Source organism: Aggregatibacter valvarum, assembly GCF_980468985.1.
Genome location: NZ_OZ413141.1, coordinates 366,316 through 392,112, shown reverse-complemented (window position 1 = coordinate 392,112; position 25,797 = coordinate 366,316). Strand labels below are relative to the sequence as shown.

General features: G+C 39.5%; 28 protein-coding genes, 6 tRNA genes, 1 pseudogene and 1 riboswitch. Of the genes and pseudogenes, 21 read left to right on the top strand and 14 right to left on the bottom strand.

What is annotated here, in order from left to right; translation table 11 throughout:
- Position 1 precedes the first annotated feature (1 nt).
- A complete protein-coding gene (locus AC30SF_RS01825) occupies positions 2 to 223 on the bottom strand; it encodes a YejL family protein (RefSeq protein WP_021615186.1) in 222 nt (73 codons plus the stop codon).
- Positions 224 to 348: 125 nt separating this feature from the next.
- On the opposite strand from AC30SF_RS01825, the gene yejK reads away from it, so the two are divergent.
- The 4 genes from yejK to cpxA all read left to right on the top strand — a co-directional run bounded on the left by yejK (position 349) and on the right by cpxA (position 4,056).
- Positions 349 to 1,371, top strand: coding sequence for a nucleoid-associated protein YejK (gene yejK, locus AC30SF_RS01820; protein WP_489607376.1), 1,023 nt, complete (start codon positions 349 to 351; stop codon positions 1,369 to 1,371).
- Positions 1,372 to 1,436: 65 nt separating this feature from the next.
- Positions 1,437 to 1,853: an outer membrane protein assembly factor BamE gene (gene bamE / locus AC30SF_RS01815; RefSeq protein WP_295976603.1), complete on the top strand. Its 417-nt coding sequence runs from the start codon at positions 1,437 to 1,439 to the stop codon at positions 1,851 to 1,853.
- 31 nt (positions 1,854 to 1,884) lie between these two features.
- Entirely contained in the window at positions 1,885 to 2,583 is a 699-nt protein-coding gene (locus AC30SF_RS01810) for a response regulator (protein WP_209363288.1), read from the top strand.
- A 45-nt stretch (positions 2,584 to 2,628) separates the two neighbouring features.
- Positions 2,629 to 4,056 (top strand): envelope stress sensor histidine kinase CpxA, encoded by a 1,428-nt coding sequence (gene cpxA / locus AC30SF_RS01805; protein ID WP_489607375.1) that lies wholly within the window; start codon positions 2,629 to 2,631, stop codon positions 4,054 to 4,056.
- 67 nt (positions 4,057 to 4,123) lie between these two features.
- Here the strand turns inward: cpxA and galU are convergent, their stop codons facing one another.
- From galU to uspA, 5 genes and pseudogenes are all read right to left on the bottom strand, one after another.
- Entirely contained in the window at positions 4,124 to 5,014 is an 891-nt protein-coding gene (gene galU / locus AC30SF_RS01800; protein WP_489607374.1) for a UTP--glucose-1-phosphate uridylyltransferase GalU, read from the bottom strand.
- A 238-nt stretch (positions 5,015 to 5,252) separates the two neighbouring features.
- Positions 5,253 to 5,444 (bottom strand): annotated as a pseudogene (locus tag AC30SF_RS01795) (phosphomannomutase CpsG); the annotation flags it as partial.
- A 95-nt stretch (positions 5,445 to 5,539) separates the two neighbouring features.
- On the bottom strand, positions 5,540 to 5,725 hold the full coding sequence (gene csrA, locus AC30SF_RS01790) for a carbon storage regulator CsrA (protein WP_021615192.1): 186 nt from the start codon (positions 5,723 to 5,725) through the stop codon (positions 5,540 to 5,542).
- A 139-nt stretch (positions 5,726 to 5,864) separates the two neighbouring features.
- Positions 5,865 to 8,489: an alanine--tRNA ligase gene (alaS, locus tag AC30SF_RS01785; protein ID WP_489607373.1), complete on the bottom strand. Its 2,625-nt coding sequence runs from the start codon at positions 8,487 to 8,489 to the stop codon at positions 5,865 to 5,867.
- 212 nt (positions 8,490 to 8,701) lie between these two features.
- A complete protein-coding gene (gene uspA / locus AC30SF_RS01780; RefSeq protein WP_021615195.1) occupies positions 8,702 to 9,127 on the bottom strand; it encodes a universal stress protein UspA in 426 nt (141 codons plus the stop codon).
- A gap of 312 nt (positions 9,128 to 9,439) precedes the next feature.
- Between uspA and AC30SF_RS01775 the strand changes: the two genes are divergently transcribed.
- From AC30SF_RS01775 to AC30SF_RS01720, 12 genes are all read left to right on the top strand, one after another.
- Positions 9,440 to 9,516 (top strand) — tRNA-Met (locus AC30SF_RS01775).
- Positions 9,517 to 9,521: 5 nt separating this feature from the next.
- A tRNA-Leu gene (locus AC30SF_RS01770) sits at positions 9,522 to 9,606 on the top strand.
- A 28-nt stretch (positions 9,607 to 9,634) separates the two neighbouring features.
- A tRNA-Gln gene (locus AC30SF_RS01765) sits at positions 9,635 to 9,709 on the top strand.
- Between the two features lie 38 nt (positions 9,710 to 9,747).
- A tRNA-Gln gene (locus AC30SF_RS01760) sits at positions 9,748 to 9,822 on the top strand.
- A gap of 117 nt (positions 9,823 to 9,939) precedes the next feature.
- Positions 9,940 to 10,027, top strand: a riboswitch (TPP riboswitch).
- Positions 10,028 to 10,154: 127 nt separating this feature from the next.
- Positions 10,155 to 10,964: a bifunctional hydroxymethylpyrimidine kinase/phosphomethylpyrimidine kinase gene (gene thiD / locus AC30SF_RS01755; RefSeq protein WP_489607372.1), complete on the top strand. Its 810-nt coding sequence runs from the start codon at positions 10,155 to 10,157 to the stop codon at positions 10,962 to 10,964.
- Positions 10,965 to 10,985: 21 nt separating this feature from the next.
- On the top strand, positions 10,986 to 11,990 hold the full coding sequence (gene thiB / locus AC30SF_RS01750) for a thiamine ABC transporter substrate binding subunit (protein WP_489607371.1): 1,005 nt from the start codon (positions 10,986 to 10,988) through the stop codon (positions 11,988 to 11,990).
- An 8-nt stretch (positions 11,991 to 11,998) separates the two neighbouring features.
- Positions 11,999 to 13,642, top strand: coding sequence for a thiamine/thiamine pyrophosphate ABC transporter permease ThiP (thiP, locus tag AC30SF_RS01745; protein WP_489607370.1), 1,644 nt, complete (start codon positions 11,999 to 12,001; stop codon positions 13,640 to 13,642).
- Positions 13,626 to 14,270, top strand: coding sequence for a thiamine ABC transporter ATP-binding protein (thiQ, locus tag AC30SF_RS01740; RefSeq protein ID WP_489607369.1), 645 nt, complete (start codon positions 13,626 to 13,628; stop codon positions 14,268 to 14,270). The genes thiP and thiQ overlap by 17 nt, the downstream gene beginning before the upstream one ends.
- Positions 14,271 to 14,332: 62 nt before the next feature.
- Entirely contained in the window at positions 14,333 to 14,641 is a 309-nt protein-coding gene (locus tag AC30SF_RS01735; RefSeq protein WP_314116386.1) for a type II toxin-antitoxin system RelE/ParE family toxin, read from the top strand.
- Positions 14,638 to 14,928: an addiction module antidote protein gene (locus AC30SF_RS01730; protein ID WP_290521858.1), complete on the top strand. Its 291-nt coding sequence runs from the start codon at positions 14,638 to 14,640 to the stop codon at positions 14,926 to 14,928. The genes AC30SF_RS01735 and AC30SF_RS01730 overlap by 4 nt, the downstream gene beginning before the upstream one ends.
- Positions 14,929 to 14,943: 15 nt before the next feature.
- Positions 14,944 to 15,948 (top strand): biotin synthase BioB, encoded by a 1,005-nt coding sequence (gene bioB, locus AC30SF_RS01725; RefSeq protein ID WP_489607368.1) that lies wholly within the window; start codon positions 14,944 to 14,946, stop codon positions 15,946 to 15,948.
- A 181-nt stretch (positions 15,949 to 16,129) separates the two neighbouring features.
- Positions 16,130 to 16,199: transfer RNA gene (locus tag AC30SF_RS01720), tRNA-Cys, on the top strand.
- 270 nt (positions 16,200 to 16,469) lie between these two features.
- On the opposite strand, the gene AC30SF_RS01715 is transcribed toward AC30SF_RS01720, so the two are convergent.
- The 6 genes from AC30SF_RS01715 to AC30SF_RS01690 form a co-directional block, all read right to left on the bottom strand.
- Positions 16,470 to 16,546, bottom strand: a tRNA-Ile gene (locus AC30SF_RS01715).
- A 311-nt stretch (positions 16,547 to 16,857) separates the two neighbouring features.
- The gene (locus AC30SF_RS01710; protein WP_489607367.1) at positions 16,858 to 17,994 is read right to left on the bottom strand and encodes an IS1595 family transposase; all 1,137 of its coding nucleotides are present in this window, start codon (positions 17,992 to 17,994) and stop codon (positions 16,858 to 16,860) included.
- A gap of 380 nt (positions 17,995 to 18,374) precedes the next feature.
- Positions 18,375 to 18,872 (bottom strand): hypothetical protein, encoded by a 498-nt coding sequence (locus AC30SF_RS01705; RefSeq protein WP_489607366.1) that lies wholly within the window; start codon positions 18,870 to 18,872, stop codon positions 18,375 to 18,377.
- 9 nt (positions 18,873 to 18,881) lie between these two features.
- Positions 18,882 to 19,073, bottom strand: a complete 192-nt coding sequence (locus tag AC30SF_RS01700; protein ID WP_061869977.1) for a hypothetical protein — start codon at positions 19,071 to 19,073, stop codon at positions 18,882 to 18,884.
- A gap of 18 nt (positions 19,074 to 19,091) precedes the next feature.
- Positions 19,092 to 19,625 (bottom strand): hypothetical protein, encoded by a 534-nt coding sequence (locus AC30SF_RS01695; protein ID WP_489607365.1) that lies wholly within the window; start codon positions 19,623 to 19,625, stop codon positions 19,092 to 19,094.
- A 9-nt stretch (positions 19,626 to 19,634) separates the two neighbouring features.
- Complete coding sequence (locus tag AC30SF_RS01690; RefSeq protein WP_489607364.1) at positions 19,635 to 20,075, bottom strand: hypothetical protein; 441 nt, start codon at positions 20,073 to 20,075, stop codon at positions 19,635 to 19,637.
- Positions 20,076 to 20,240: 165 nt separating this feature from the next.
- Here AC30SF_RS01690 and AC30SF_RS01685 point away from each other — a divergent pair, with 165 nt between their 5' ends.
- From AC30SF_RS01685 to AC30SF_RS01675, 3 genes are all read left to right on the top strand, one after another.
- Complete coding sequence (locus AC30SF_RS01685; RefSeq protein WP_315027521.1) at positions 20,241 to 20,648, top strand: helix-turn-helix domain-containing protein; 408 nt, start codon at positions 20,241 to 20,243, stop codon at positions 20,646 to 20,648.
- Between the two features lie 82 nt (positions 20,649 to 20,730).
- Positions 20,731 to 21,855, top strand: coding sequence for a GmrSD restriction endonuclease domain-containing protein (locus tag AC30SF_RS01680; RefSeq protein ID WP_489607363.1), 1,125 nt, complete (start codon positions 20,731 to 20,733; stop codon positions 21,853 to 21,855).
- Positions 21,845 to 22,501, top strand: a complete 657-nt coding sequence (locus tag AC30SF_RS01675) for an MAE_28990/MAE_18760 family HEPN-like nuclease (RefSeq protein ID WP_489607362.1) — start codon at positions 21,845 to 21,847, stop codon at positions 22,499 to 22,501. The genes AC30SF_RS01680 and AC30SF_RS01675 overlap by 11 nt, the downstream gene beginning before the upstream one ends.
- On the opposite strand, the gene AC30SF_RS01670 is transcribed toward AC30SF_RS01675, so the two are convergent.
- Positions 22,485 to 23,744 carry a DNA methyltransferase family protein gene (locus AC30SF_RS01670; RefSeq protein WP_489607361.1) on the bottom strand — a complete coding sequence of 420 codons (1,260 nt, stop codon included), beginning with the start codon at positions 23,742 to 23,744 and terminating at the stop codon, positions 22,485 to 22,487. The genes AC30SF_RS01675 and AC30SF_RS01670 overlap by 17 nt on opposite strands.
- Positions 23,745 to 23,867: 123 nt before the next feature.
- Positions 23,868 to 24,203, bottom strand: coding sequence for a helix-turn-helix domain-containing protein (locus tag AC30SF_RS01665; protein WP_315027517.1), 336 nt, complete (start codon positions 24,201 to 24,203; stop codon positions 23,868 to 23,870).
- 119 nt (positions 24,204 to 24,322) lie between these two features.
- Here AC30SF_RS01665 and AC30SF_RS01660 point away from each other — a divergent pair, with 119 nt between their 5' ends.
- Positions 24,323 to 25,357 carry an IS1595 family transposase gene (locus AC30SF_RS01660; RefSeq protein WP_489607360.1) on the top strand — a complete coding sequence of 345 codons (1,035 nt, stop codon included), beginning with the start codon at positions 24,323 to 24,325 and terminating at the stop codon, positions 25,355 to 25,357.
- On the top strand, positions 25,357 to 25,794 hold the full coding sequence (locus AC30SF_RS01655) for a DNA repair protein (protein ID WP_109059941.1): 438 nt from the start codon (positions 25,357 to 25,359) through the stop codon (positions 25,792 to 25,794). Before AC30SF_RS01660 ends, AC30SF_RS01655 begins: the two co-directional genes overlap by 1 nt.
- Positions 25,795 to 25,797: the final 3 nt, after the last annotated feature.

The window sequence follows — 25,797 nt, the reverse complement described above, 5'->3', positions numbered from 1 at the left end:
ATTATTTCGCTGTGTTAATGGAATTGAGTAGTGCCTCAGAAAAGGCTTGTGCCAGCACCTTTTGCTGTTGTTTCCCCAAGCTGCCGGTGAGCAAATTGGTGGTCATATTGCCTAAGACGATTAAGGATAAATCCAATGGCGCTTGGTGTTTTTCAAGCACTGCGATCATGTCGTTTAAAATTGCATCTATTTGTTTATCTTGATATTTTGATTGAATTGCCATGTTTGATTAGCCAATTAATGTAAAGCGTTACGTATATTAACCGATAATTGGGCTAATCCTAACATATTTTGTTAGTTCTGTTAAAAAGTGCGGTTATAATAGCGGGCGTTTTTTAAGGTGATTTTATGAGCATTACAGTTAAACAAATTATTCTTCATCAAATTATCAAGGCGGAGCCGGAAGGCGACAATCTGCCACCATTAAGCTGTGTTCTGCGTGAACAATTATTAACCATCACCCCTGAAGTAGAGCAAATGATGTTGCAATTACATCAGGGCTATCAAAATAAAGCCAAAGCATACGGCGTGTTTCAAGAATCTTCGGCGTTTGCCCAATGCCTTAACCGATTGTTGGAAAATGAACTGGATTTTCTGCCATTCAGCCACGAAGCAACCCATTTATTGCTTGCCGAATTGGGGAAATATCACTTTGCCGACAGCGGTACGTTAGTGTTATGCCAATATAATTTCTTGGCGACCGATTACTTATTTATTGCGCTGTTGGACAGTCGTGTCAGTATGTTAGTCAACGATCAGCTGGAAATTCAACGCACAGAATATCTCGATATTACGCAATTTGACATTGCTGCTCGCATTAATTTGACGGATTTACAACTCAATGCCAATTCCAATCGTTATCTCACCTTTATTAAAGGTCGCGTGGGACGCAAGATCGCCGATTTTTTTATGGATTTCTTAGGCGCAGAAGAAGGGCTCAATCCACAAGTACAAAACCAATGCTTATTGCAAGCGGTGAGTGATTACTGCGTACAAGGCGAACTCAATTCAGAACAAACTCAAGCCGTGAAAAAGCAGGTGTTTGAATACTGTAAAGGTCAAATAAATAGCGGTGAGGAAATTACGTTGACGGAACTTTCCGATACGTTACCAACGCTCAATCAGCAACCTTTTGTTGCATTCGCACAAGAACAAAACTATGGATTGGAAGACAGTATTCCACCAATTCGCACCGCACTTAAATCGTTAACCAAATTTTCCGGTTCTGGCAAAGGCATCACCATCAGTTTTGATGCGGAATTACTAAATCAACGCATTCTTTGGGATGAAACTACCGATACGTTGACGATTAAAGGATTGCCGCCAAACTTGCGGGATCAATTACAACGCCGGCTAAAAGAAGAGAATTAATTTGGCAATTAATTAAACTTTCGGTATCATCATTTTTCATTATTTACAGAGGATAAAAGGCAAAAATGCAATTCAAATTTATTGTCACCACATTAATTTTTGCATTGAGCGTGACCGCTTGTTCCAGAATCAACAAAGTGGTCTATCGTATTGATGTGCCACAAGGCAATTACTTACAAGCCTCCAGCGTAGCACAACTCAAAACCGGTATGACAACTCAACAAGTTCAATATTTACTAGGCACGCCGGTGTTGGTTGATCCATACAGTAGCAATACTTGGTACTATGTTTTCTTACAACAAAAAGCCTACGAAACGCCGGAGCAACATACGTTAGTGGTTAATTTCGATCAAAAAGGCACCGTGAGCCACTTTGATTTAGATAAACCATTACCGAATGAAGAGCAAGCAGCCCCAAATAACACGATTATTAATGCGCCTGAAGCGCCGAAAAAACGTTGGTGGCAATTCGGCAAAAAATAATTCGCAATAAACCATGAATCAGGGGATTGTTATGGCAAAAATTTTACTTGTTGATGACGATGCAGAATTAACGGATCTTTTATCGCAATTATTAGAATTGGAAGGGTTTGAAGTTAATGTCGTACGCAACGGTAGAGAGGCACTAACAGCACTTGATAGAACCTACGACTTAGTATTGCTCGATGTCATGATGCCTGTTCTAAACGGCATCGAAACCCTACAACAAATCAGAAAAAACTTTTCGACGCCGGTCATTATGTTAACTGCACGTGGCGATGAAATTGATCGCATAGTAGGCCTAGAACTTGGTGCGGATGACTATCTTCCTAAGCCTTTTAATGATCGTGAGTTGATCGCACGAATTAAAGCGATCTTAAGACGCGTCGATCAAGCCAATAAAATGGCGACACAGACTGATGTTGAGAAAATTGAATTTGCCGGTATTACGTTATATCCGGGAAGACAACAAGTGCTCGCCGGTGATCAGGATTTAGAGCTCACCGGAACAGAGTTTGCCTTGCTGCTCCACTTGATTAAAAATCCCGGTATCATTGTGCCTAAAGAAGTCTTAAGCGTTGAAGTGCTTGGAAAAAAACTGGCTTCATTTGACCGCTCAATTGACATGCATATGTCTAATTTACGCAAAAAATTACCTCCCCGTTCAGATGGCTTACAATGGATGAAGACCTTAAGGGGGCGTGGGTATTTATTAATCACTGAAAAACAATAAATCCTCTAAGGCTATATTGATATAGCCTTTTTTCATTTTAAAATTATGCAAAAGCAAACGTTTACATTTAATTCTCTGACTATCCGGATCTTTCTCTTTTTCTGGCTGACCTTATTTATCTTGTTACTTTTCATTTTTCTTCTTCCCTATTTTGATGCACATGTTTATTCCAATTTAAAAGAAAATGAAATTCATCGATATGAGAATAAAATTGAATCCGCCATTCAGCATGATCAATTTTCAAAATTACTCAATGGCGATATTATCTTTCCGGCTGAATTTTTTAGTGATCACCCGATATTAGTCTCTCATAGCGGTCAACTTCTAGGCATGTTACCGGACGAAGAAAAAGCCATTAGACAATTCATGTTCAGTAACCCTGTTCAAGTCAAACCGTTAAAGCGGATTTATGGCAATTCCCAAATCGTAGGCCCTTTTCCGATTAAACTAGGCGAACAAGACGCAACGTATCAATGCTTTTTTATTAATCGAATTAGTGCACAAAAAGAAATCCTCACTTATATTTTCGAACGTCCTATTTTTCTAATTATTTTAGTCATTCTGATTTCCTCGCCTCTATTGTGGTGGCTTTCACAAAGTATCGGCGGTCCGATACGCAATTTGCAGCAAGCTGCGAATGCCGTTGCAATGGGACATTTAACCATCGACAAAAACTTAGAGAAGAAAGGGCTACTGGAATTACGTCAAGTTGGGCAAAGTTTTAATCGAATGACACAATCATTGGAAGACGTTTTAAATAACCAGCGCACATTACTTTCCTCGATCTCACATGAATTACGAACGCCATTAACGCGCTTACAGCTTGCAACTGCTTTATTGAGAAGACGCTTAGGGGAAAATGAAAATATCCAGCGCATTGATACTGAAGCCCAACGCTTAGATAAAATGATCAATGACTTATTACAATTATCAAGACAACAACTCAATAGCCATTTAGGCAGAGAAATTTTTGAAATCGCTGCCTTATGGGAAGGCATACTAGAAGATGCGGAGTTTGAAGCCGAACAGAAAAAGATTCTGTTTCTTAGCAATCTCTATATTTTCCATCCGGAGAATTATCGCATCAACGGCAATCTCGAACTCCTTCAAAGTGCGGTCGAAAATGTGATTAGAAATGCCTTAAAGTACACTTCTTCTAAGATTGTGATTCACTTCTATATTGAAAACCACGAATTAGTGATTCTCACAGAAGATGATGGCGCCGGATTACCCGCAGAAGAATACGAGAAAATTTTCAAACCCTTTTATCGAGTAGATGAAGCAAGAACGCGAACCACCGGCGGAACCGGTTTAGGGTTATCCATTGTTGCACATACCATTAAAAGTCATCATGGACGTGTTTGGGCAAATCGAAGTCGGTTAGGTGGACTGGCCGTCACCTTAAGTATTCCCCTTTGGATCGGTGAAGTAAATTCTGCTACGACAAATAACAAAACCCAATCTGATGCTTAATTGACAACGAGCATCAGATTGGGTTAAGTATCTTCAGGATAAATCAATTTAGACGAAACAAGACGGCTTATTGAAATGATGAAGTCAATGCTTTTAAGTAAGATTTAAACTCACCACCCAGTTTATTGTGATGTAAGCCATATTCGACGAACGCTTTCATATACCCAATTTTATCGCCACAATCGTAAGAAATACCGGTCATATGAAACGCTTCCACCGTTTCTTTTTCAATTAACATATCAATCGCATCGGTTAATTGAATTTCATCACCAACGCCAATCGGTGTTCTTTCCAATAAATCCCAAATTGCTGCAGAGAAAACATAACGCCCCACAACCGCTAAGTTAGATGGCGCTTCCTCAACACTTGGTTTTTCCACAATACTATTAATTTTTGCACTTTCACCCGGCGGAATTTCAATGCCACCACAGTCGGCAATACCGTAGCTACTTACGGCTTCCGGTGCAACAGGGCTGACCATAATTTGACTGGCTTTTGTTTGATTAAAGCGTTTTAACATGGCCGCGAGGTTTTCTTTTTTCTGATTAGCTGAAAATTCCGCCAATAACACATCCGGTAAGATCACCGCAAAAGACTCATCTCCGACTAACGGACGACCACATAATACCGCATGCCCCAAGCCTTTTGCATTCCCTTGGCGAACATGCATAATGGTGACATCTTTTGGTACAATAGAACGAACTTCTTCTAAGAGCTGGCGTTTTACCCGTTTTTCTAACATGGTTTCCAACTCGAAAGAGGTATCAAAATGATTTTCTATAGCATTTTTAGAAGAGTGGGTAACCAATACAATTTCTTTAATACCTGCAGCAACACATTCATTAACAACATACTGAATAAGTGGTTTATCCACCAGCGTTAACATTTCCTTTGGAATTGCCTTTGTTGCAGGCAACATACGTGTGCCTAAGCCGGCCACAGGAATAATTGCTTTCATATTTATTTTCCTTAATATAAAAAGACCGCACCTTTCCACTTCAAAAAAGTGCGGTAAGTTTTTTATGAATTTCTACTGGTGAAATAAAGCGTATCTTTCGTTTGCAAGTTGAGGTTAATTTACCTTATGAAAGTAATACTTCTAAACTACGATTAACGCATGACGATTCACGCATTTAAGTCCGATATACTCAGTCGGGTTGTTGTTTTATAGTCAGTTTAACCGCCATTGTTTTTCAAAATAATGTAGCAAAATAGACTTCCTCTGTCCCCGTTTCACCAAAATCAATTACATTAACACCGGAATTCAATAATCCATTTGTCACCGTATTTTTTAGTTCTTCGCTCGTTAAACGAACATCACCGGCAACGACAATAATTTTGAGCCTAAAAAACCACCCACATACACGACCTATACGATAAACAATATCCTATGAAGTTCACTTGAACAAACATAGACGCCGCAAGCTCTTGGCAAGTCAATTGACTTATCACCGACTTACTTCAACTGCCCATAAAATAAAAATTACGATACTTTGTTTTCATCCTTAGTTTGATGAATACGCTGGTAAATTTCTTCTCTATGAACGGAAACATCCTTCGGGGCTTGCACGCCAATTTTTACTTGGTTGCCTCGTATATTAAGAATCGTGATAGAAACATCATCGCCGATGAGCAAGCTCTCGCCAACTTTACGGGTTAAGATCAGCATATAAACTCCTCACCTTTTATAGTTTATTTCCAACTTCCCTATTTTGCTTCCAACATCCCTATCAAACATTAAACAATACTTTGTACTTTGGCACTTATGAGATCATAAGTGCCGACGATTAATTAACAGGAAACAAAGATTATAAATTTGCTTTTAACCAATCAGAGCAAACAGATAATGCTTTGTTGATATTTTGCGGTTCAGTACCACCAGCCATCGCCATATCAGGTCGACCACCGCCTTTACCACCGACTTGTTGAGCCATTAAATTCACGAGCTCACCGGCTTTCACTTTGGCTGTTAGATCCTGCGTTACGCCAACAATTAAGTTAACTTTTTCATCCAACGCAGAAGCAAACACCACGACGGCAGAGCCTAATTGATTTTTCAGGCTATCCACCATTGCACGTAAAGACTTCGCTTCGATACCATCAAGCTGCTGCACAATCACAGAAACACCATTAATTTTGACCGCACTTTGCGCCAACTCATTACCGGCTTGAAGTGCAGCTTTCTCTTTTAACGTGTGTAACTCTTTCTCAACTTTCTTACATTTATCTTGCAACAGAGAAATCTTATCCACAATAGAATTCACATCGGATTTCAGTAATTCAGCGCTTTGATTCAATAAAGTTTGTTGATGTTGTAACCATTCAATTGCCGTTTCACCGGTAATCGCTTCAATACGACGAATACCTGCTGCCACAGCGGTTTCTGTTACGATTTTAAATAATCCAATATCTCCCGTGCGTTTTGCATGAATACCACCACACAACTCAATAGAGAAATCACCCATCGTTAAGACACGAACTTGTTCGGAATACTTCTCACCGAACAACGCCATCGCCCCTTTTGCTTTTGCGGCTTCCAACTCCATAATGTCGGTTTGGATTGGATTATTGGCTCTTACTTGCTGGTTCACAATACGTTCAACTTCAGCCAACTGCGCTTTGCTAATGGCTTCATGTTGAGCAAAGTCAAAACGTAACAACGTATCGGAAACAAGTGAGCCTTTTTGTGCGACATGTTCACCTAATACCTGACGTAATGCAGCATGCAACAAATGTGTTGCGGAGTGATTTAACGAAATACGTTGACGGCGAACATCGTCAACCACTGCATTTACAGACTGCCCAACAGATAAACTCCCTTGTGTGAGCTCACCAATATGACCAAACACTTGACCATATTTTTGCGTGTCTTTTACGTCAAAACAAAAACCATTGCCTTCTAAACGACCGATATCACCAATTTGGCCACCGGATTCTGCATAGAACGGCGTATTATCTAAAATAACTACGGCGCTTTGACCCGCTGAAATCGATTCCACCGGATTTCCCTCATGGAAAAGTGCGGTCACTTTTGCCAGTGTTTCTGACTCGGTATATCCTTCAAAACGGGTTGTCCCGTCAACACGGATTACACTGTTATAGTCCATACCAAATTGGCTTGCCGATTGTGCGCGAACGCGTTGCAATTCCATTTCACGCTCAAAGCCTTCTTCATCAATCGCAATGCCACGCTCACGGCAAACATCTGCGGTTAAATCTAGAGGGAAACCATAGGTATCATATAACTTGAACGCCACTTCACCGGACAAGATATTCTCTTTTACATTAGCCAACGCGTCATCTAACAAGGTCAAACCACGTTCTAATGTGCGAGCAAACTGTTCTTCTTCCAAGCGCAAGAATTTTTCCACTGTCGCTTGATGTTTTTTCACTTCTTTACCGGCTTCTGCCATCACATCAATCAATGTTGGGACGAGTTTGTAGAAGAATGCTTCTGTTGCACCGAGTAAATGTCCATGACGTACTGCGCGACGAATAATACGGCGAAGCACATAACCACGTCCTTCATTGGAAGGCACAACACCATCAGCAATTAAATACGCGCAAGAACGGATGTGGTCAGCAATAACACGTAATGATTTATTGGTTAAATCTTTCTCACCGGTTAACTCTGCCACTTTGGCAATTAAGGTTTTAAAAATATCAATATCATAGTTGGAGTTAACGTGTTGCAATACCGCACTGATTCGTTCCAAGCCCATACCGGTATCCACGGATGGTTTTGGAAGTTTCTCCATGGTACCGTCAGCATGGCGGTTAAATTGCATGAACACGATGTTCCAAATTTCAATATAACGGTCACCATCCTCTTCAGGAGAGCCAGGAGGTCCACCCCAAATATGATCGCCATGATCGTAGAAAATCTCCGTACAAGGACCACAAGGACCGGTATCACCCATTTGCCAGAAGTTATCCGAAGCATAAGGTGCGCCTTTATTGTCACCGATACGAATAATGCGTTCTGCCGGAATACCGATTTCCTGATGCCAAATGTTATAGGCTTCATCATCGGTTTCGTACACGGTTACCCATAATTTTTCTTTTGGTAACCCTAGCCACTGTGGAGAAGTCAAAAACTCCCAACCGTAATGAATGGCATCATGCTTAAAATAATCACCGAAACTGAAGTTCCCTAACATTTCAAAGAAAGTATGGTGTCTTGCGGTATAACCCACATTTTCTAAATCGTTATGTTTTCCCCCGGCACGCACACAACGTTGTGCAGTGGTTGCTCGGGTATAAGGGCGTTTTTCTAATCCTAAAAAAACATTTTTAAATTGGTTCATCCCGGCGTTGGTAAATAATAATGTCGGATCATTATCCGGAACGAGAGAACTGCTTTCTACAACCTGATGCCCTTTACTATGAAAGAAATCCAGATATGCTTGTCGAATTTGTGCTGTTGTTTTCATTTATAAGCCTTAAACTTTAACGTCTTTACTTAATTATTTACAAATTACTGCGTAACTTCCTATTCTTGCATATTTTTTACATTTATAGAAAAACTTTTTACGAAACCATTTCGCTTTTCTTAAAAATGAAGAAAACAAAACCGCACTTACGCTCTAACTTCGTGAAGTGCGGTTCTTTTTTTCTGCCTTTAATAACAGGTGAGCTTTAACAATTATTCTTCACGAAGAGGAACAACAAGCATATCAATCTTAATGGAATTCATCACTTGGCGAGTTGAAGACATCAACTTACTCCAAAAATCTTGGTGATGCCCGGTCACAAGCAAATCCACATCATATTGTTCAATCGCATCTGATAGAACTTGCCCTAAATCACCACTTCCACTTAATTTCTCACTCACCGGATACCCTGCTTGTTCAGCTAATTGCAACAATGTTTGTTGAGTTTCGCTGGAAATTCGATCCTGCATGGAGACCATATTGACATCGATCAAACCTGTATAAAGATCCGAAAAGTTTACATCTACATGGATGATGGATAATTTCGCATCATGCCGCCGTGCAACACCCACTGCTTTTTTCAAAAGAACCGGACTTTCTTCTGAAAGATCTACTGCAACTAATACATGTTTGTACATAATCGACTCCTTATCTGATCAGGGTTATTTTTTGTCATTCACATAATAGCACCGCCATATAGGAAAAAATATGCGTCAGATCACATTTTGAGAAAAACATTGATTTTTAATTAACTAAAAACAACCTTACCGCTTTGAATCTCCTCTTAAATAAGGTCAGTTATCTACCTGCAATGAACAAAACTAATACGATTTGCTTAATCTCTATTCGAATGCGCCAAAAATAGTTTTTTTCATAAAAAAAGAGTTGACGAGCAAAAGCAATATCCGCATAATACGCCGCGCAAAGTCAATGAGATAATGCAAATGAATGGCTATGTAGCTCAGTTGGTTAGAGCACAACACTCATAATGTTGGGGTCACAGGTTCGAATCCCGTCATAGCCACCATTATTGCGGGACTGGCGAAATTGGTAGACGCACCGGATTTAGGTTCCGGCGCCGCGAGGTGTGTGGGTTCAAGTCCCTCGTCCCGCACCATTTATTTCATTGATATCAACGTAGTTGTTGGGGTATCGCCAAGCGGTAAGGCACCGGGTTTTGATCTCGGCATCCCTAGGTTCGAATCCTAGTACCCCAGCCATACTATTTTCAAGCTCTCATTTCTTATTAATATTCTATTGGGGTATCGCCAAGCGGTAAGGCACCGGGTTTTGATCTCGGCATCCCTAGGTTCGAATCCTAGTACCCCAGCCATACACACTTTCACTTTTTTCTTTTTTCCCCATATACACTTAGTTTTCAACAAGCTGTCATTGATGTGCTCTTGATAAATCCCTTGCCCTCTCACTGCAAAATAGATAGACTGAATCTCGTTATTAGTCGGGGTGCTTTGTGCTGAGATCATACCCGTGAACCTGATACAGTTAATACTGACGTAGGAAACTAACGAGAAAATCACACTGCCTTTCTTTTTCTCCACATCTTCTTCATTCGTCATTATTGCTGATTATCTTTTTTCATTAAAAAAGGAACAATGATGCAATATGCGTTTTGTCGTTCTGTGCCGGTAAATGGCGGAGGACGTTATGAGTAAAGTCGCGCAGGCGTTGACCATTGCCGGCTCAGATAGCGGCGGTGGTGCCGGAATTCAGGCTGATTTAAAAACCTTTCAAATGCGTGGTGTGTTTGGCACCTCGGTGATTACGGCCGTCACGGCGCAAAACACCTTAGGTGTCTTTGATATTCACACCATCCCCCTTCAAACCATTCAGAGCCAGATGAAAGCGATTGCTGATGATTTCACGATTAGCGCCTTTAAAATCGGTATGTTAGGCACAGCAGAGATTATCGAATGTGTCGCTGAGGCATTAAAGCAGTATCACTTCGGCATGTTGGTGTTAGATCCTGTCATGATCGCAAAAGGCGGTGCGCCATTGTTGCAACAAAGTGCGGTCGATTCTTTGAATACATTTTTATTGCCGTTGGCGGATGTGATTACGCCGAACTTGCCGGAAGCCAAGGCACTGACAGGCGTAGAGGTCATTGACGATCAAACGGCGCAACACGCGGCGCAAATTTTGCAGGAACGTGGTGTGAAAACCGTGGTGATTAAAGGCGGACACAGCGCGCATTCGCAAAGTGCGGTGTGTCGCGATTGGGTGTTTACTCCTAGCGCACAATTTACTTTAGAAAGCCCACGTTATGCGACAGCGCAAACCCATGGTACGGGTTGCACGTTCTCCGCTTGTATGACGGCGGAGCTTGCCAAAGGCGTTTCCGTGGAACAGGCGATTAAAACCGCAAAAGACTACATTACGGCGGCAATTAGCCATCCGTTAAATATCGGTCATGGACATGGGCCGACTAATCATTGGGCTTATCAAAATAAACTGTAATTTAGACTGAGGAACAGACACATGAAAAAAACAACGTTAATTTTGACCGCACTTTCTTTATACGCCGGCATGGCATTGGCGAATCATTACGAAGAAACCGTGAATATTTATACTTACGATTCTTTTACGTCTGATTGGGGTGCCGGTCCGAAAGTGAAGCAGGCATTTGAACAGCAATTTCCGCTTTGTAAAGTGAATTATATCCCGTTTGAAAGTGGCGGTACGTTGTTTAACCGCGTGCGTTTAGAAGGCCATAAAACCAAAGCGGATATCGTGTTAGGCTTGGATAATTTTGTGTTGGATGAAGCGAAAAAAAGCCAATTATTTGATTCAAATAGCATCGACTTAAGCCAACTTTCTTTGCCAAATCAATGGACGGATAACACGTTCTTGCCTTACGATTTTGGCACGTATGCCTTTATATACGATAAAAATAAAGTGAAAAATCCACCGAAAAGCCTAAAAGAATTGGTTGAGCGTGAAGATTTACGTGTGATCTATCAAGATCCGCGCACCAGCAGCGTGGGACGTGGTTTATTAGTGTGGATGAATACGGTTTATCCTGAAGACCAAGTGGCACAAGCCTGGCAGCAACTTGCTAAACACACAGTCACTGTGGGCAAGGGCTGGTCTGACACTTACGGCGCATTCCTGAAAGGGGAAGCGGATGTCGTATTAAGTTATACCACTTCGCCGCTATATCACCAATTATTTGAAAATAAAGACAATTATGCGGCAACCACATTTGCTGAAGGCAATGTGATGCAAGTGGAATTGGCGGCACGAATCGCAGAGCATAAAAATCAATGCGCAGATCACTTCATGGATTTTTTGGTAACACCGGAAGCACAAAAGCCGATTGTCACGGCAAATGTGATGTTCCCGGTGATCCAAGCGCCGGTTGAACCACACTTTGATGCCCTAAAAGAAAATGTGTTGAAACAGTCTTTCTTGAATACATCTAATGTTACCCCGGAAATGTTGCGGAGTTGGATTAATCAATGGCAAACTACATTGACTAAATAATTCGAACGATGTTTTGGTTGTCTCGTTCATTGTTTACCCGTTCGCTTTTTTCTAACCCGCAATTCCGCCCGCGTCATTATGTGGGCGGAATTAGCGTTATTTTGCTGATTTCGTTGCTTTATGGCTTTGCCATGCGTGCCGTGTTGGCGCAAGGCAGTGAGTTTCAGTGGCAACAGCTCTTTGACGATAGCTATTTACATCACGTTATTGCTTTTAGCTTCGGGCAGGCGTTGCTTTCTGCGTTGTTATCCCTGTTCTTCGGCATGCTACTCGCTCGTGCTTTTTATTATGTGGAATTTGTCGGCAGAGCCTTTTTACTGAAAATCATGTCGCTGACTTTTGTGTTGCCGGTATTGGTGGCGATTTTTGGCTTAATTGGCATTTATGGCGCCTCCGGTTGGATCGCGCAATTCTTCCATTTTTTCGACCGCACTTGGACGGGCAGCATTTACGGTTTATCGGGGATTTTAATTGCGCATCTTTTCTTTAATATTCCACTGGCAACCAAACTGTTTTTACAAAGTTTGGAAAGCATTCCTTATGAACAGCATCAGTTGGCGGCGCAACTGAATATTCGTGGCTGGCGTTTTGTGCGCTTGGTGGAATGGTATGCACTGCGTCAGCAGATATTGCCGACTTTCAGCTTGATTTTTATGCTCTGTTTTACCAGTTTTACGGTGGTGCTCACTCTTGGGGGCGGGCCGCAATACACCACACTGGAAACGGCGATTTATCAGGCGATTTTATTTGAATTTGACTTGCCGAAAGCTGCAGTGTTTGCCTTATTGCAGTTTGTGTTTTGTTTGCTGCTATTTACGTTTAGCAGTCTGTTCAACACGGCTTCACAAACCACGTTAAGCAGCCCGTATCGTTGGCTGAGTCCATCAAAAAGTGCGGTCAAAATTTTCCATGTTTTTTTGCTCGGTGTTTTTGTGTGTTTTATGTTGTCTCCATTGTTAAATATTTTGTTTAGCGCGCTGACATCCGGAAAATGGCTGACGGCGTGGCACAATCCGCAACTGTGGAAAGCGTTAACCTACTCTTTAACTATTGCGCCTGCGTCCGCCTTGCTGGCGTTACTGATGGCGGTGACGTTATTGTTATTATCTCGCCGTTTGCAATGGCTTTATTATGTGAGAACGGCGCAGTTTATTCTCAATGCCGGCATGGTGATTTTGGCGATTCCCATTTTGGTATTGGCGATGGGGTTATTTTTATTGTTGCGTGACGTGGATTTTAGCAACGCTCATTTATTTGCCATTGTCGTTGCCTGTAACGCCTTGAGTGCCATGCCTTTCGTACTGCGCATTTTGACCGAGCCGTTCAACAACAATATGTTGTATTACGAACGCTTGTGTAATTCCCTTGGGATTGTCGGCTGGCAACGTTTTCGTCTGATTGAATGGCATTCACTTCGTACACCGATAAACTATGCGCTTGCCTTGGCATTTGCGCTTTCATTGGGGGATTTCACGGCGATTGCGCTGTTCGGTAACCAAGAATTCACCTCATTGCCGCACTTGTTGTATCAACAATTAGGCAGTTATCGTCACCAAGAGGCCGCTGTCACTGCCGGTATTTTGCTGTTATTATGCGGCGCTATTTTCGCTTTAATTGAAAATCAAAGGGAACAACATGATTCGCTTAGATAACGTATTTTTAGCTGATGATGCACTGCCAATGATGTTTGATTTACAGGTGGTGGAAGGGGAACGTATTGCCATTGTCGGGCCAAGCGGTGCGGGTAAAAGTACGTTGTTAAATTTAATTGCCGGTTTTGTTTTGCCCACCCGTGGCGAGGTTTGGCTCAACGGTGAAAATCATACGCAAAGCGCGCCTTATGAGCGCCCCGTGTCCATGTTGTTTCAAGAGAACAACTTATTTCCCCATTTAACCGTGCAACAAAATTTGGCATTGGGCTTAAAAACAAGCTTAAAATTGACCGCACTTGAGCAAGATCAGATCGAACAGGTTGCTGATGCGGTAGGATTAACCTCCTTTTTATCCCGTCTGCCAAACAGTTTGTCGGGCGGACAAAAACAACGGGTCGCATTGGCGCGTTGTTTATTGCGTGATAAACCGATTTTATTGTTGGACGAACCGTTTTCTGCGCTCGATCCTGAATTGAGAATGGACATGCTCAATTTGATTGATGAACTTTGCCACAGTAAAAACCTAACATTGTTGCTTGTCACGCACCAACCGTCAGAGCTGACGGGCAAAGTGGATCGTATGCTTCGTATTGAAAATGGTCGGATAAGCGCATTAGTAATGAATTGATATGATAGGAGAAACAAAAAATGTAATCTCTAGATTACAATAAACCAAAATTAAGGGATAATATGAACGTACTTTTAACCAGTGAAAAATTTGATAAATGGTTAAGTCATCTAAAAGATAAATTGGCGGTTGCGATGATCACACGTCGATTAGATCGTGCGAGATTAGGCAACTTCGGCGATTGCAAGTTTGTTGGGCAAGGTGTTTATGAAATGCGCATTGATACCGGAAAAGGTTATCGAATTTATTATGCTCGGCAAGGCGAAATCACTTATTTTTTAATCAGTGGTGGCGATAAACGCAGCCAGCAACAGGATATTGATGAAGCAATTAAATTATGGCTTGAATACCAACAAGGAGAAGTCTCATGAAGTTTATCGAATATGATGCTGCAAAATATCTCACAGACGAAGAAACCATTGCATTTTATTTAACGGATGCGTTGGAGAATGGTTCAGAAGCGGAATTTTTACTTGCTCTAAAAAATGTCGCCAAGGCAAGAGGTATGACGCAGCTGGCGAAAGATTCCGGGGTTCCCCGTGAAAGTTTATATAAAACCTTGTCCGGCGAGAGTAAACCTCGCTTTGAAACAATTACTAAAATTGTCAATGCATTAGGTGTGAATCTTGCGTTCACACCGAGAAGTCCCAGTATTTAATTTATCGAGAAACCTATGTCAACCAGTACCTTACAAATTTACTCCATCACACCGCATCCAACCGCAGAATATTGGTCGGTGTGCAAAGTAGAAGCCCTATTTGAAACCCCATTTTTAGATTTGGTTTATCGCGCGGCACAAATCCATCGCAAAAATTTCAATCCACGCGCGATTCAGCTTTCTACCTTAATGTCGATTAAAACCGGCGGCTGCCCGGAGGATTGTGGGTATTGTCCGCAATCAGCACGTTATCATACAGGCGTCCAAAATCAAGAGTTATTAAACGTGGAAGAAATTGTCGCGAAAGCCAAAATCGCCAAAGCGCGTGGGGCAGGTCGTTTCTGTATGGGCGCCGCATGGCGTGGGCCAAAACCGAAAGACATCACGAAAGTAACAGAAATTATCAAAGCGGTGAAATCTCTCGGTATGGAAACTTGCGGTACTTTTGGCTTATTGCAAGATGGCATGGCGGAAGAATTAAAAGACGCGGGTTTGGATTACTACAATCACAACCTAGACACCGCACCGGAACATTACAGCGAAGTGATTGGCACACGCCGTTTTGACGACCGTATCAGTACTTTAGGCAAAGTGCGTAAAGCCGGCTTGAAAGTATGTTGCGGCGGGATTGTAGGCATGAACGAAACCCGCAAAGAACGCGCAGGACTCATTGCCAGCTTGGCGAATTTGGATCCGCAACCGGAATCCGTGCCTATCAACCAATTAGTGAAAATCGAAGGCACACCGCTTGCCGATGCAGAAGATTTGGACTGGACAGAATTTGTACGCACCATTGCCGTAGCACGCATTACCATGCCAAATAGTTACGTTCGCCTATCCGCCGGCCGCCAAGGCATGAGTGAAGAAATGCAAGCAATGTGTTTCATGGCGGGGGCTAACTCGATTTTCTACGGCGACAAACTGCTTGTGACGGGCAACCCTGAAGAAGACGGCGACCGTTTATTGATGGAAAAACTCGATTTAGAGCCGGAGACGGAAGAGAACAAGCGTTTACGTTAATGACTCGCAGAGATTTAACGCATATCGTTCAATCTGCAATATATGATTAAATCAAACATAAAAACAGGTAATTTGTTTAGGTTTATTGTGTATCGCAAAAAATAGGACGATCACTTGCCCTGTGGCATTAATAGAGCATTTGACTTTGTTTTAGCAGGTATATAGGGTGGTGCACAGTAATGCGTTGTGTAGACTAATGGTAAGTCAGCGAGCAATCGCGGTATTGTGGGTTCAACTCCCACCACAGCGCGTTACAACCTTTGTTTCAATATAATTTTGCCAATCGTCTTTTCTTCGATTTCGTGCAACAAGTTGCACGCTACGAAGAGCATTATTTCATATTGTAGCGTGCATCTTGATGCACGATCGAACCACGCGCGGCACGTCATTTAACCCTTTAGAGCATTTACAATTTCGTGCAATAAGTTGCACGGTACGGCGATTCAGCGGATGCTATGCGGTAGATTTTTATTTGTCGTGTGGGTTTTTGAGGGGAATAAAATGATGTAGTATAGCGAAAGTGGTGCCCCCAACAGGACTTGAACCTGTGACCAATCGATTATGAGTCGACTGCTCTGACCGACTGAGCTATGGGGGCGGAAAAAACGTTGCGGATTATAGAGAATTTTGTCGTTAAAGTCTAGGATGACAAGATTTTTAGCCGAAAAAAGTGCGGTGCCTTTTACAAAACTTCGGTATTATGTAGCAGTTGCACAAAGACCGAAAATTGACTAAAACCGCATTCCAAATTAAGTGCCTTTCCGAGATGATCTTGCGAAAGGCATTTATTTTTCCTGAAATTCTACGCTATTTTTCACGCAAATTCTTCATTTTCCGCTGATTTAGGCATGAGAAATCCGCTCGACCGTGATTTCGGTAAGCTAATTATCCCTTTCTAGCTATTGCAATCTACGCAGCTAACAGCATTTCATCGTACTTCATTTGTTCTTCTAGTCGCTTGAAGTAGTTTTGTGAAATTTCTTCGGGGGAAAAGGCTTTCATTCCGATTAACTCACCTTGACGGTGATTCCCTTGCCAGTAACCGACCCATTCTTTGAGTGGCAATACCCATAGACAGCGTTGAAGCACGTCGGAGAATAATTCACCATTCGATTTTCTACGATTGTCTGACATAAATGCCGCTTGATTGGCGTAATGTAAGGCATATTTATTATCGGTTTTATGGTGTGTGCCACGCATTAAATCTCGCATTCTGGCGTTGAAAGACTCTGCTAGATTGTTGTTTACACCTTTTGCACTATAAGCCTCTTGATGATTCACCGACCAACGGTTGTAATGAAAATTAAGATTGTTGTAGGCAGGGTTTTCATCACACATAATATCGCTGCCTACGGTGATGAAACGTTGATTTAAGGCGAATACAGTGTCAGCGTTTTCGGTATAATCCATTGCCACGATGGTGCGGTTAGAACCCCACATTTGTTCATCATTGGCGGAACGTTGGTTAAGACTGATAATGCAACGTTTAGTCGGTCTAAATTTGGGAAATTTCCGTCCTTTTTCGTCCGCTTGTTGGCGTTGTTTATGGTTGTTTTTACGGTAGTTTGGCTTGCGTAGCGTGAAGTTAATCCAAGCTCCATCTTCGTGAATTTCGCCTTGCATTGGGCGTAAATCACGCGTTTTGAACAGGGCTTCACGCAACTTGTGGCAAAGTACGAAAGCCGTTTTGTAATTCAAATGGAGAAGGCGACTAACATCAATCGCACTGATACCTTTTGAGCAACTTACCATCATCACAATGACCGCAAGAATATCGACTAATTTAACCTTATGAAAAGCGAAAACGGTATTTGTAGTGATATAGAAATGGCGTTTGCAATGTTTACAACACCAACGTTTACGAGAATCAAGGAAGTAGGCTTCGTGACGAATGCCGCAATGTGGACAACACACATCACGAATATTACCAGTATTTCCCCAACGGTGAGTTTTTAAAAGGTGAAAAGCATCTTCTTCTGTAAGGCGTAAAATATCTTTTAAATTGATGTTTTTTGATTTGCTTGAAAGTAAATAATGTTGAGCCATTGCGAATTTCCTTGTGTAGTACAAGGCATTCGAGATTTGCTAAACGCCAGACACGAAAAATCGCCCACCTGAAAATCTCAAGTCGGCTCAAAGCGTTTGTGCCTCGAATACCGTTAATACTCCACAAGGAATTTGTGGGAAAACTCATTGAAAAATGAGATAAATCGTGAGTGTCAAAACAGAAAACTCATAAAGATGAAATTTTTTCTGTCGCCTAAACATTCACGCATGCCAATTAGTAATGGCAATAGGCAAATAATGCATTCTTTGGCTAATTAATATATTTACTTAGGAAGACTTCCCTAAGGTAGGGTATTTTAGAACAACGTTTGACCGATTTGCAAGTATAAAAATAGCGAGCTGAAGCTCGCTATTGATTGTTAATCAACAATAATTTGATTTTCACTAATATTTATAGTTAAGTTATGAGTCTGTATTTCACTTCTTCCCGACATCATATTATGAACTGTATTCGCAATAACTCTACATCGCTTTATCCCATAATCATTGGAAATCTCCTTTGCTTCAAAAGAAGCAAAGGAAATAAAGTTTTGTGGTCTAGTTGTATTTTCGACAATACGACCTGCACCTTCAAAACCTCTAGCAAACGTATCCCATAATGGATTTGAACGGTCTAATCCATTGGTTGCGTGTCCAACAAAAAATTGAGCAAGTTTATTTGCTTGAACATTCTGCTGCTTTACTCCTTCATTAATAAAGCGACGTACAGTTTCTTCAACTACATAATCATCGCATTCAATTTCTTTTTGAAATACAGGAATAGCTTGCAAAGGAGAAATGCTTGGTATAAGTACATCAGCAGTAAAAATTGTCGCTACAACAGGAAAAATATATTTTCCAAACTTATTGAAAGCCATTTGATACTCCTATTGCTGTTCAGAGTTATCAGGTTCTTTTTTCTTGAAACTAGGTACTTTGTTAATTAATTCTTTAGGATAAGTACACATTATTTTTAAATATGTTTTCAAAAATTCAGGTGTATTTGCATCAAGAGTAGCTGTTCTGCGATGTGCAACATAGCAACCAACAAGAAGATAAAAATAAATAAGTTCTTTCATTGTGTTTCCTTTTAAATTTTAGAGAATATTAAGGGTTTTACATGGTTGATTTTTCGTTATCACTACTGGTCTATGTAAACAACTACCACACACTGTTCCATATGCAATAATGTATAGTTTTTTACCATTGAATATAAATTCATGGGTCGATGCTGAGTAGCCTTTATCATTTGATAAAGGAGATGAACATTTTTCACCTGCTTTACTTTCTTTAACAAAGATTTTATGACGTTTTAATTCATTACTTAATAATTCGACTTGGTCGTAGTCATAATTTACTTCATTTTCTTGAATTAAAGTATTATGGTTTAATGCCTTAAAGAACATAAGATCGGATGTTTCCATCTTTATAGATGAACCTGTTGCCTTACCTTGAGATAGCTTAACCAGACTGTCGTAAAAAGACGAATCAGTGGTCTGCTCCGTTCTGAATGGATTATTGACCCTTTTCTTCACAAATGTACCTTGTGAAACATCTCGAAGCCCATCCGCAATTTCGGCACAAGATGTTAATGATAGGCTTAATGCTACGGCGATAACTGCTTTTCTCATGATATTTCCTTATTGATATTTCTTGATGCAAGAAGCCAAGTTTTTCTTGTAACTACGTCCTTGTTCAGTAATCACATCCGATACTAAGCACTGATTGGTTTTGCAGTCCATTTGATAGCTTAAACTAATTGATCCTCTCTTATTTCTGAGCATAACATTCACCTGCTCACTATCCAGTTTTACACTAGGAGTTGCCTCGACTTGATTTCTTACCATTCCATAAATCCAGAACTCCGAAAGGCACGTTCCACCGTATTCATACTCATTTTCATTATGAATATTTGTTGCCTTCATTTGTAAATCTGCAAAATCTTTTGTTGAGTAGCGTTCTAAATCATTGGTTTGATAGACCTTTGTAACGGTATCTACTTTAGCTTGCTCTAAAGGTGATAAAGCGAAAACATTTGCAGATAAAAACATCACAGCGAAAGATGGATATAGCTTATTCATAATAAAAAACCTATAATGATTAGTGTAAGAAATTTAGGGAAATTTTTAGTAAAAACCCGCATTAAATATAGCTATAATACATAACGTGGTTATTTTGCTGTAGCAACTGGCAATCTCTATCAACTACCCTAGTAGTGGGTATTCAAGAAATTTTACAGGTACAAAATGAGTGTCAATGAGAAGATTCGAAAGATCCGAGAAGCAAAGGATTGGTCGCAAGAACAGATGGCTGAAAAACTGAATATGTCATTAAATGGCTATGCTAAAATTGAGCGTGGTGAAAGTAAAATCTACTTAGATAAACTTGAGCAAATTGCACAAGTTTTCGACATTGATGTAGTCGAATTAATGCAATCAGATGGTAAGAATATCTGTTTTCAAATTGAGTCCCCACTAGGTTCTATATATCAAGGCGGAGGGGAAACTCAGTTATTGATTGAGGTTGAACGGTTGAAGCTAGCTTTGTCTCATGCGAATGAGAAGGAAGAATTGTTGAGGAAGTTGCTTGAGCAGAAGGATGGTGAGATTCAATCATTAAGGAATTTAATTCAAAAGATTAGCGATAAACAATAAATTTCTATAGAACCTTATATTGGTCAGATGATTATTTAACTTAAACATTATAAAAAAATGCTCTTATTTTATGGTAGGCAACATGAATAATAATTTAGAAAAACAAGTAAAAGAAGCAAGATTGGCGGTATCGACGGATGGATATTCAATGTCTATTGGTGAATTAGTAAATTTATATGATGACAATGAATTAAATATTCATCCTGAATTCCAAAGAGTATATAGATGGGATAATTATCAAAAAAGTAAATTTGTTGAATCTATTTTACTTGGAATCCCTCTTCCCTCAATATTTGTTGCTCAAAATTCCGATGGTGTTTGGGAAGTTGTAGATGGATTGCAAAGATTATCTACAATTTTTCAATTCATGGGTAAACTTAAAGATGAGGATGGGAAAACATTACCTAATCTAAAATTATCTTCAACAAAATATCTTACTGAATTAGAAAATGTAACTTGGGGAAGTAGTGAAGATTCAAGAGAACTAACGTCTGCTTTAAAGTTAGATTTCAAAAGAGCGAGAATGGACGTTAAAATTGTGAGTAGAGATTCTGATTCAGATACTAAATTTGAGCTATTTCAAAGATTAAATACTGGAGGAAGTGAACTAAAACCACAAGAAGTTCGAAATTGCATATTACTAATGATTAATAAAGATATTTTTAATTTAATTAAAGAATGTTCTGAGAATAGTAATTTTAGGGAGACTCTACCTATTACGGAAAGAAAAGAAAATGAAAGTCATTATTCTGAATTAGCTTTGCGTTTCTTTATACAAAGATATTTTAAATTAGACAATCCCTCAGCTTATAGTTATGTTAATGAATATCTAGATAACGAATTAATTAGATTATTCTCTAAAAATACTAATTTTAATATAGATTCAGAAAAGACCGTATTTAATGAAACATTTAAAATATTAAATGATGCATTAGGTGAAGATTGTTTTAAGAAATATCAATTATCTGAAAGTAAATATAAAGGCGGTGTTTCATTACCTATTTTTGAAGTAATATCAACTGCAACCTCTAGACTTATAGAAAAACATGTTGATAGTAATGAACTTATTAAGTTAATAAAAATTAAATCTAAATCTCTTTCAGAAAATACTGATTTTTTAAACTCTTTACGAGCTAATAATACAAGACCGATAGAAAGAACAATTAATATGTTAAAGTTAAGCGAGAGCATCTTTGATGAGAATTAGAAGCGCATTAGAATGTATAGATTATATTAATAGTGATATAGCATGGAGGAAAAAAGAAATAACGTCACTGATATTTTTAATCGAAAAAGCCAGAAAACATGAAAAAACTATTCTTATGAAGTCAGCATTAGTTTTATTTTATTCCCATTGGGAAGGTCATATTAAAAATTGTTCTATTGCCTATATAAACTTCTTAAATCATCAAGGTATACAACATAGCCTGTTAAAAGAAAATTTTCATCATCTTTCATTAGGAGAAAACTTCCGTAATGGATTTTCTATCTCAAAAGTGCAACATCAAATAAAATTGTATGAATATTTATCTATAATACCTAATGAAAAATTCAAAGTTAAAGAGGGAAATGTTATAGATACAAATTCAAATCTAAAATATGATATTCTTGATACAATTTTACTTCAATTAGGATTGAATTCAACTTTATTTATCCAAAAAGAACATTTTATCAACGAAATTCTCCTAAGTAATCGAAATGCGATAGCACACGGTGAATTAAGAGATAATAAGAGCATTGAAGATGCATATAATGAAGTAAAAGAGCATTTACTACCACTAATAGAAGAATTCAATACTCTTGTTTCTAATGCTGTAGCATCATCTTCTTATCTTATTAAACCAATGGAATAGATTTCACAACTTCAACAGTTAAATGCCTTGTCCGTATTCTTTCATTAAGAAAGTCATTTACTTTTTGTTTAGCAAGTACTCTCAATAATTTTTTACAGCTTTTTAATGTTCCATCTTTAGGAGTTACAACAATTAAATGGTTTTCTACGGCAATTGACTGAGGTAAGTCTATTAACGCTGCAGCTGCTCTAAATTTATCTGAAGGACTGGAAGTACGTTTAATCAATATGCAGGGGGGCTGGATAACCTTTCCATCAAAAGCTCTCATTTCTGATACTGCAGTAATTACCTCCCAAGTTTTACAATTCTTAGGGTGAAAATAGGGATAAATTTGTCCTTGCTGTTTATCTCTATAAGCAACAAGTGGTCCGATACGAACATTATACTCAGATGCTAATGTAGCAACTCCACTAAATTGAGAATTTTTATCCCATTCGATTGAAGGGTTATTATCCGTTTTTATACCTGAAAGAATAAAAACATCAACGTCAGCACTTGAAGAAAAACGACCCCAAATCTGGAACTTACCATGCATAGAATCAGAAACAAATCTACGAAAATAAGTGAAACGAGAACCTGATCTTAATACATCAGGCAAAATAGCGACAACATTACTATTTTTAGGGAGTAATCTTAGATAATAATCGAAAAATACTGCAGCAGAATTTGTTTTACCATTCCCCCAATAATCACGCTTCGGTGCTTGAACCGCAATAAAAGGTGGATTCATAAATAAGTGTGTTACATTCCTCACATCCTCTTTTGAAAGAGTTAGGGCATCTCGTAATTCAATATTATTTAAATAAGAAATAGCTTCTTCAATACTGCAGTCTTTTTTTACTCCTCTACACAATGCTTCAAGTATAATTCGTAGCTTGGTAATCTCGACAAAATCAGCTTGAATATCAACCCCTCTTAATACATGATTCCATTGTTTTAATGTATCAGATAATTTCTTACATACGCCTAACTGACGAGAACACTCAATAAGCAGACTGCCTATGCCACAATTCGGATCAAGAACGATTGATTCTGCAGTAATTGCAGACTGAAACTGTTTCATAGCCTCAGCAGCCAGAGATTGCTCTGTAAAAAATGCACCAAGAGTTTTCAAATACTCTGCAGATAAAATTGCTCTAATGTTTTCTATTATTTCCTCAGTATTATTTTTTTCAGCTAGTTTTCTTATGTTATCAATATTTCCTTTAATTGATTCTTTCAGTACTTCAATATAGATTTTCATACACCTTATTTCTGCAGAAAAGTTTTTATCACTATACAGGATTTTTATTTTTAAGTCTGCAGCATTTTTAGCCTTTTATTCTCTTTAATGCCGCCACCCCTAGTTGAAAAGCTCGTTAATTCATTACTTATCTTGAGCAATAGCAGAAATAGCGATATTAATTTTACGTTGAGTGGAGACATCACAAGATTGATAACCGGAAAGCAGTGCTTTTTCTAACTCCGTTAAATTTACTTCCTTAACGTTATCAACAAACATTTCACCATTACCACTTACTAGCCAATTTAGATTGATACCTAATCGGGTATGCAATTTCATCAAGGCTTCTGCACTTGGTTCACGCCCACTTAAAATGTAATTTTGTAGGGTTCTATAAGGTATATCAGCCTGTTCAGCAAAGGTTTTTAGATTGAATCCTTTTGCTTCCATGATATGTTTAAGCCTTTCACTTGTATTCATTTGTGTATCTCAATATTGACTTTTGTTTTTAAATATGTATATTATACGTCAAAATAAAGATGATTATACATCTTTAGGTATATTTAAACAAACGGTAATCGACAGATTTTAGGCATTAAATGGCTCAACATTTCTTACTCTCCAGTAAAGCTCGCACGCTTTCACCTATCAAGCTGGCACAGCTATCTGATACCGAAGCGCGAACATTGCTATGCAAAATTCGTTGGGGGAGTGAGGAAAATGTGGTGTGTCCGAAGTGTGGCGTTCAACATATTGCTTATCGCATTGCCAGTCGCAATCAATGGCGGTGTAAACATTGTCATCATACCTTTAGTGTCACATCAGGCACGATTTTTGCCGACCGTAAACTGTCTATTCAGACCTACCTTTACGCGATAGCTTTATTTGTTAATGCCGCTAAAGGTTTGTCTGCTTGCCAACTTTCGCGCGACTTGAACGTGCAATATAAGACGGCTTTTACGCTTGCTCACAAAATTCGTGAAAGTTTACAAATTCAGAAACAGTTATTTCCGCTTTCGGGTGAAATCCATATTGACGGCACTTACGTGCATTCCGCTCCACGCCCTAAAAATAAGAAAAGTGAACGCGTTGATAGACGACTGAAGGAAAATGCTAATCCTCACAAGCGGTCAATTTTGGTAATGCGAAGTCGTTACACTGAGGAAGAAACCGTAGAAAATCCGTATTTAGTGGGCGCAAAGAAAACCTTAACCTTTCCGATTTTATCGGAAAATAGCCAAGTCGTGAATAAACTGGCAACAAGCTATATTAAGGCAGGTAGCCGTATTCACGCAGACGAAAACTCGGCTTATGACGAATTGATGATTCACTACGATTTGCGGCGTGTGAACCATCAAAAAGAATACCGCAGCGATGACGGTATCACTAACAATCTTGCGGAAAGCTATTTCAGCCGTTTTAAACGTATGATTATCGGTACGCACCACAAAATCAGCAATAAGTATCTTGATAACTACGCCAACGAATGTGCTTATCGAGAAGATAATCGCCGTGTTGATAATTTAAGCCTATTTAACAGCACGCTAGGGCAATGTCTTGCTACCGACAATACAACAGACTGGCAAGGCTATTGGCAAGGTAATCATAGACAAGCAGAAAGGCTGATAATGTAATGGGAAATAAAATCTACTTTAGCCAAATTCAGGCTAAAATCGACCGATTGCAGCGTGAACGAACACAGGTGCTAGAACATCTCGAATTAGTTGAACGAAAAATTAAAAAACTCAACGATGCTCTCGAAGTAATGGAAGATGAAGCCTTAACCGATGAATACGATACTGAGGTTTATTCATATCGAACCTACAAACATAGATTCCGTGGAAAATTAAGACCAATGGTCTTAGCGGTACTCAAAGCTCAACCCGACCATTATTTTACGGTCAATGAAATCACTGAGATTGTCTTAATAAAAGACAGACAAGACCCTATCGTTCGTCCGAAACATACGGTTTCCGTGCGTGGCGCGTTAAAACATTGGCTGACAAAAGGCGTCGTAGAACGGTTAGAAAGAGGCGTGACTGATGTCAAATGGCGGCTAAAACAAAAATAGCGG

Bases quoted from the DNA above. Each gene is read 5' to 3' on its own strand.
- AC30SF_RS01825 (WP_021615186.1), bottom strand. From the start codon at position 223: ATGGCAATTCAATCAAAATATCAAGATAAACAAATAGATGCAATTTTA.
- yejK (WP_489607376.1), top strand. From the start codon at position 349: ATGAGCATTACAGTTAAACAAATTATTCTTCATCAAATTATCAAGGCG.
- bamE (WP_295976603.1), top strand. From the start codon at position 1,437: ATGCAATTCAAATTTATTGTCACCACATTAATTTTTGCATTGAGCGTG.
- AC30SF_RS01810 (WP_209363288.1), top strand. From the start codon at position 1,885: ATGGCAAAAATTTTACTTGTTGATGACGATGCAGAATTAACGGATCTT.
- cpxA (WP_489607375.1), top strand. From the start codon at position 2,629: ATGCAAAAGCAAACGTTTACATTTAATTCTCTGACTATCCGGATCTTT.
- galU (WP_489607374.1), bottom strand. From the start codon at position 5,014: ATGAAAGCAATTATTCCTGTGGCCGGCTTAGGCACACGTATGTTGCCT.
- csrA (WP_021615192.1), bottom strand. From the start codon at position 5,725: ATGCTGATCTTAACCCGTAAAGTTGGCGAGAGCTTGCTCATCGGCGAT.
- alaS (WP_489607373.1), bottom strand. From the start codon at position 8,489: ATGAAAACAACAGCACAAATTCGACAAGCATATCTGGATTTCTTTCAT.
- uspA (WP_021615195.1), bottom strand. From the start codon at position 9,127: ATGTACAAACATGTATTAGTTGCAGTAGATCTTTCAGAAGAAAGTCCG.
- thiD (WP_489607372.1), top strand. From the start codon at position 10,155: ATGAGTAAAGTCGCGCAGGCGTTGACCATTGCCGGCTCAGATAGCGGC.
- thiB (WP_489607371.1), top strand. From the start codon at position 10,986: ATGAAAAAAACAACGTTAATTTTGACCGCACTTTCTTTATACGCCGGC.
- thiP (WP_489607370.1), top strand. From the start codon at position 11,999: ATGTTTTGGTTGTCTCGTTCATTGTTTACCCGTTCGCTTTTTTCTAAC.
- thiQ (WP_489607369.1), top strand. From the start codon at position 13,626: ATGATTCGCTTAGATAACGTATTTTTAGCTGATGATGCACTGCCAATG.
- AC30SF_RS01735 (WP_314116386.1), top strand. From the start codon at position 14,333: ATGAACGTACTTTTAACCAGTGAAAAATTTGATAAATGGTTAAGTCAT.
- AC30SF_RS01730 (WP_290521858.1), top strand. From the start codon at position 14,638: ATGAAGTTTATCGAATATGATGCTGCAAAATATCTCACAGACGAAGAA.
- bioB (WP_489607368.1), top strand. From the start codon at position 14,944: ATGTCAACCAGTACCTTACAAATTTACTCCATCACACCGCATCCAACC.
- AC30SF_RS01710 (WP_489607367.1), bottom strand. From the start codon at position 17,994: ATGGCTCAACATTATTTACTTTCAAGCAAATCAAAAAACATCAATTTA.
- AC30SF_RS01705 (WP_489607366.1), bottom strand. From the start codon at position 18,872: ATGGCTTTCAATAAGTTTGGAAAATATATTTTTCCTGTTGTAGCGACA.
- AC30SF_RS01700 (WP_061869977.1), bottom strand. From the start codon at position 19,073: ATGAAAGAACTTATTTATTTTTATCTTCTTGTTGGTTGCTATGTTGCA.
- AC30SF_RS01695 (WP_489607365.1), bottom strand. From the start codon at position 19,625: ATGAGAAAAGCAGTTATCGCCGTAGCATTAAGCCTATCATTAACATCT.
- AC30SF_RS01690 (WP_489607364.1), bottom strand. From the start codon at position 20,075: ATGAATAAGCTATATCCATCTTTCGCTGTGATGTTTTTATCTGCAAAT.
- AC30SF_RS01685 (WP_315027521.1), top strand. From the start codon at position 20,241: ATGAGTGTCAATGAGAAGATTCGAAAGATCCGAGAAGCAAAGGATTGG.
- AC30SF_RS01680 (WP_489607363.1), top strand. From the start codon at position 20,731: ATGAATAATAATTTAGAAAAACAAGTAAAAGAAGCAAGATTGGCGGTA.
- AC30SF_RS01675 (WP_489607362.1), top strand. From the start codon at position 21,845: ATGAGAATTAGAAGCGCATTAGAATGTATAGATTATATTAATAGTGAT.
- AC30SF_RS01670 (WP_489607361.1), bottom strand. From the start codon at position 23,744: ATGAAAATCTATATTGAAGTACTGAAAGAATCAATTAAAGGAAATATT.
- AC30SF_RS01665 (WP_315027517.1), bottom strand. From the start codon at position 24,203: ATGAATACAAGTGAAAGGCTTAAACATATCATGGAAGCAAAAGGATTC.
- AC30SF_RS01660 (WP_489607360.1), top strand. From the start codon at position 24,323: ATGGCTCAACATTTCTTACTCTCCAGTAAAGCTCGCACGCTTTCACCT.
- AC30SF_RS01655 (WP_109059941.1), top strand. From the start codon at position 25,357: ATGGGAAATAAAATCTACTTTAGCCAAATTCAGGCTAAAATCGACCGA.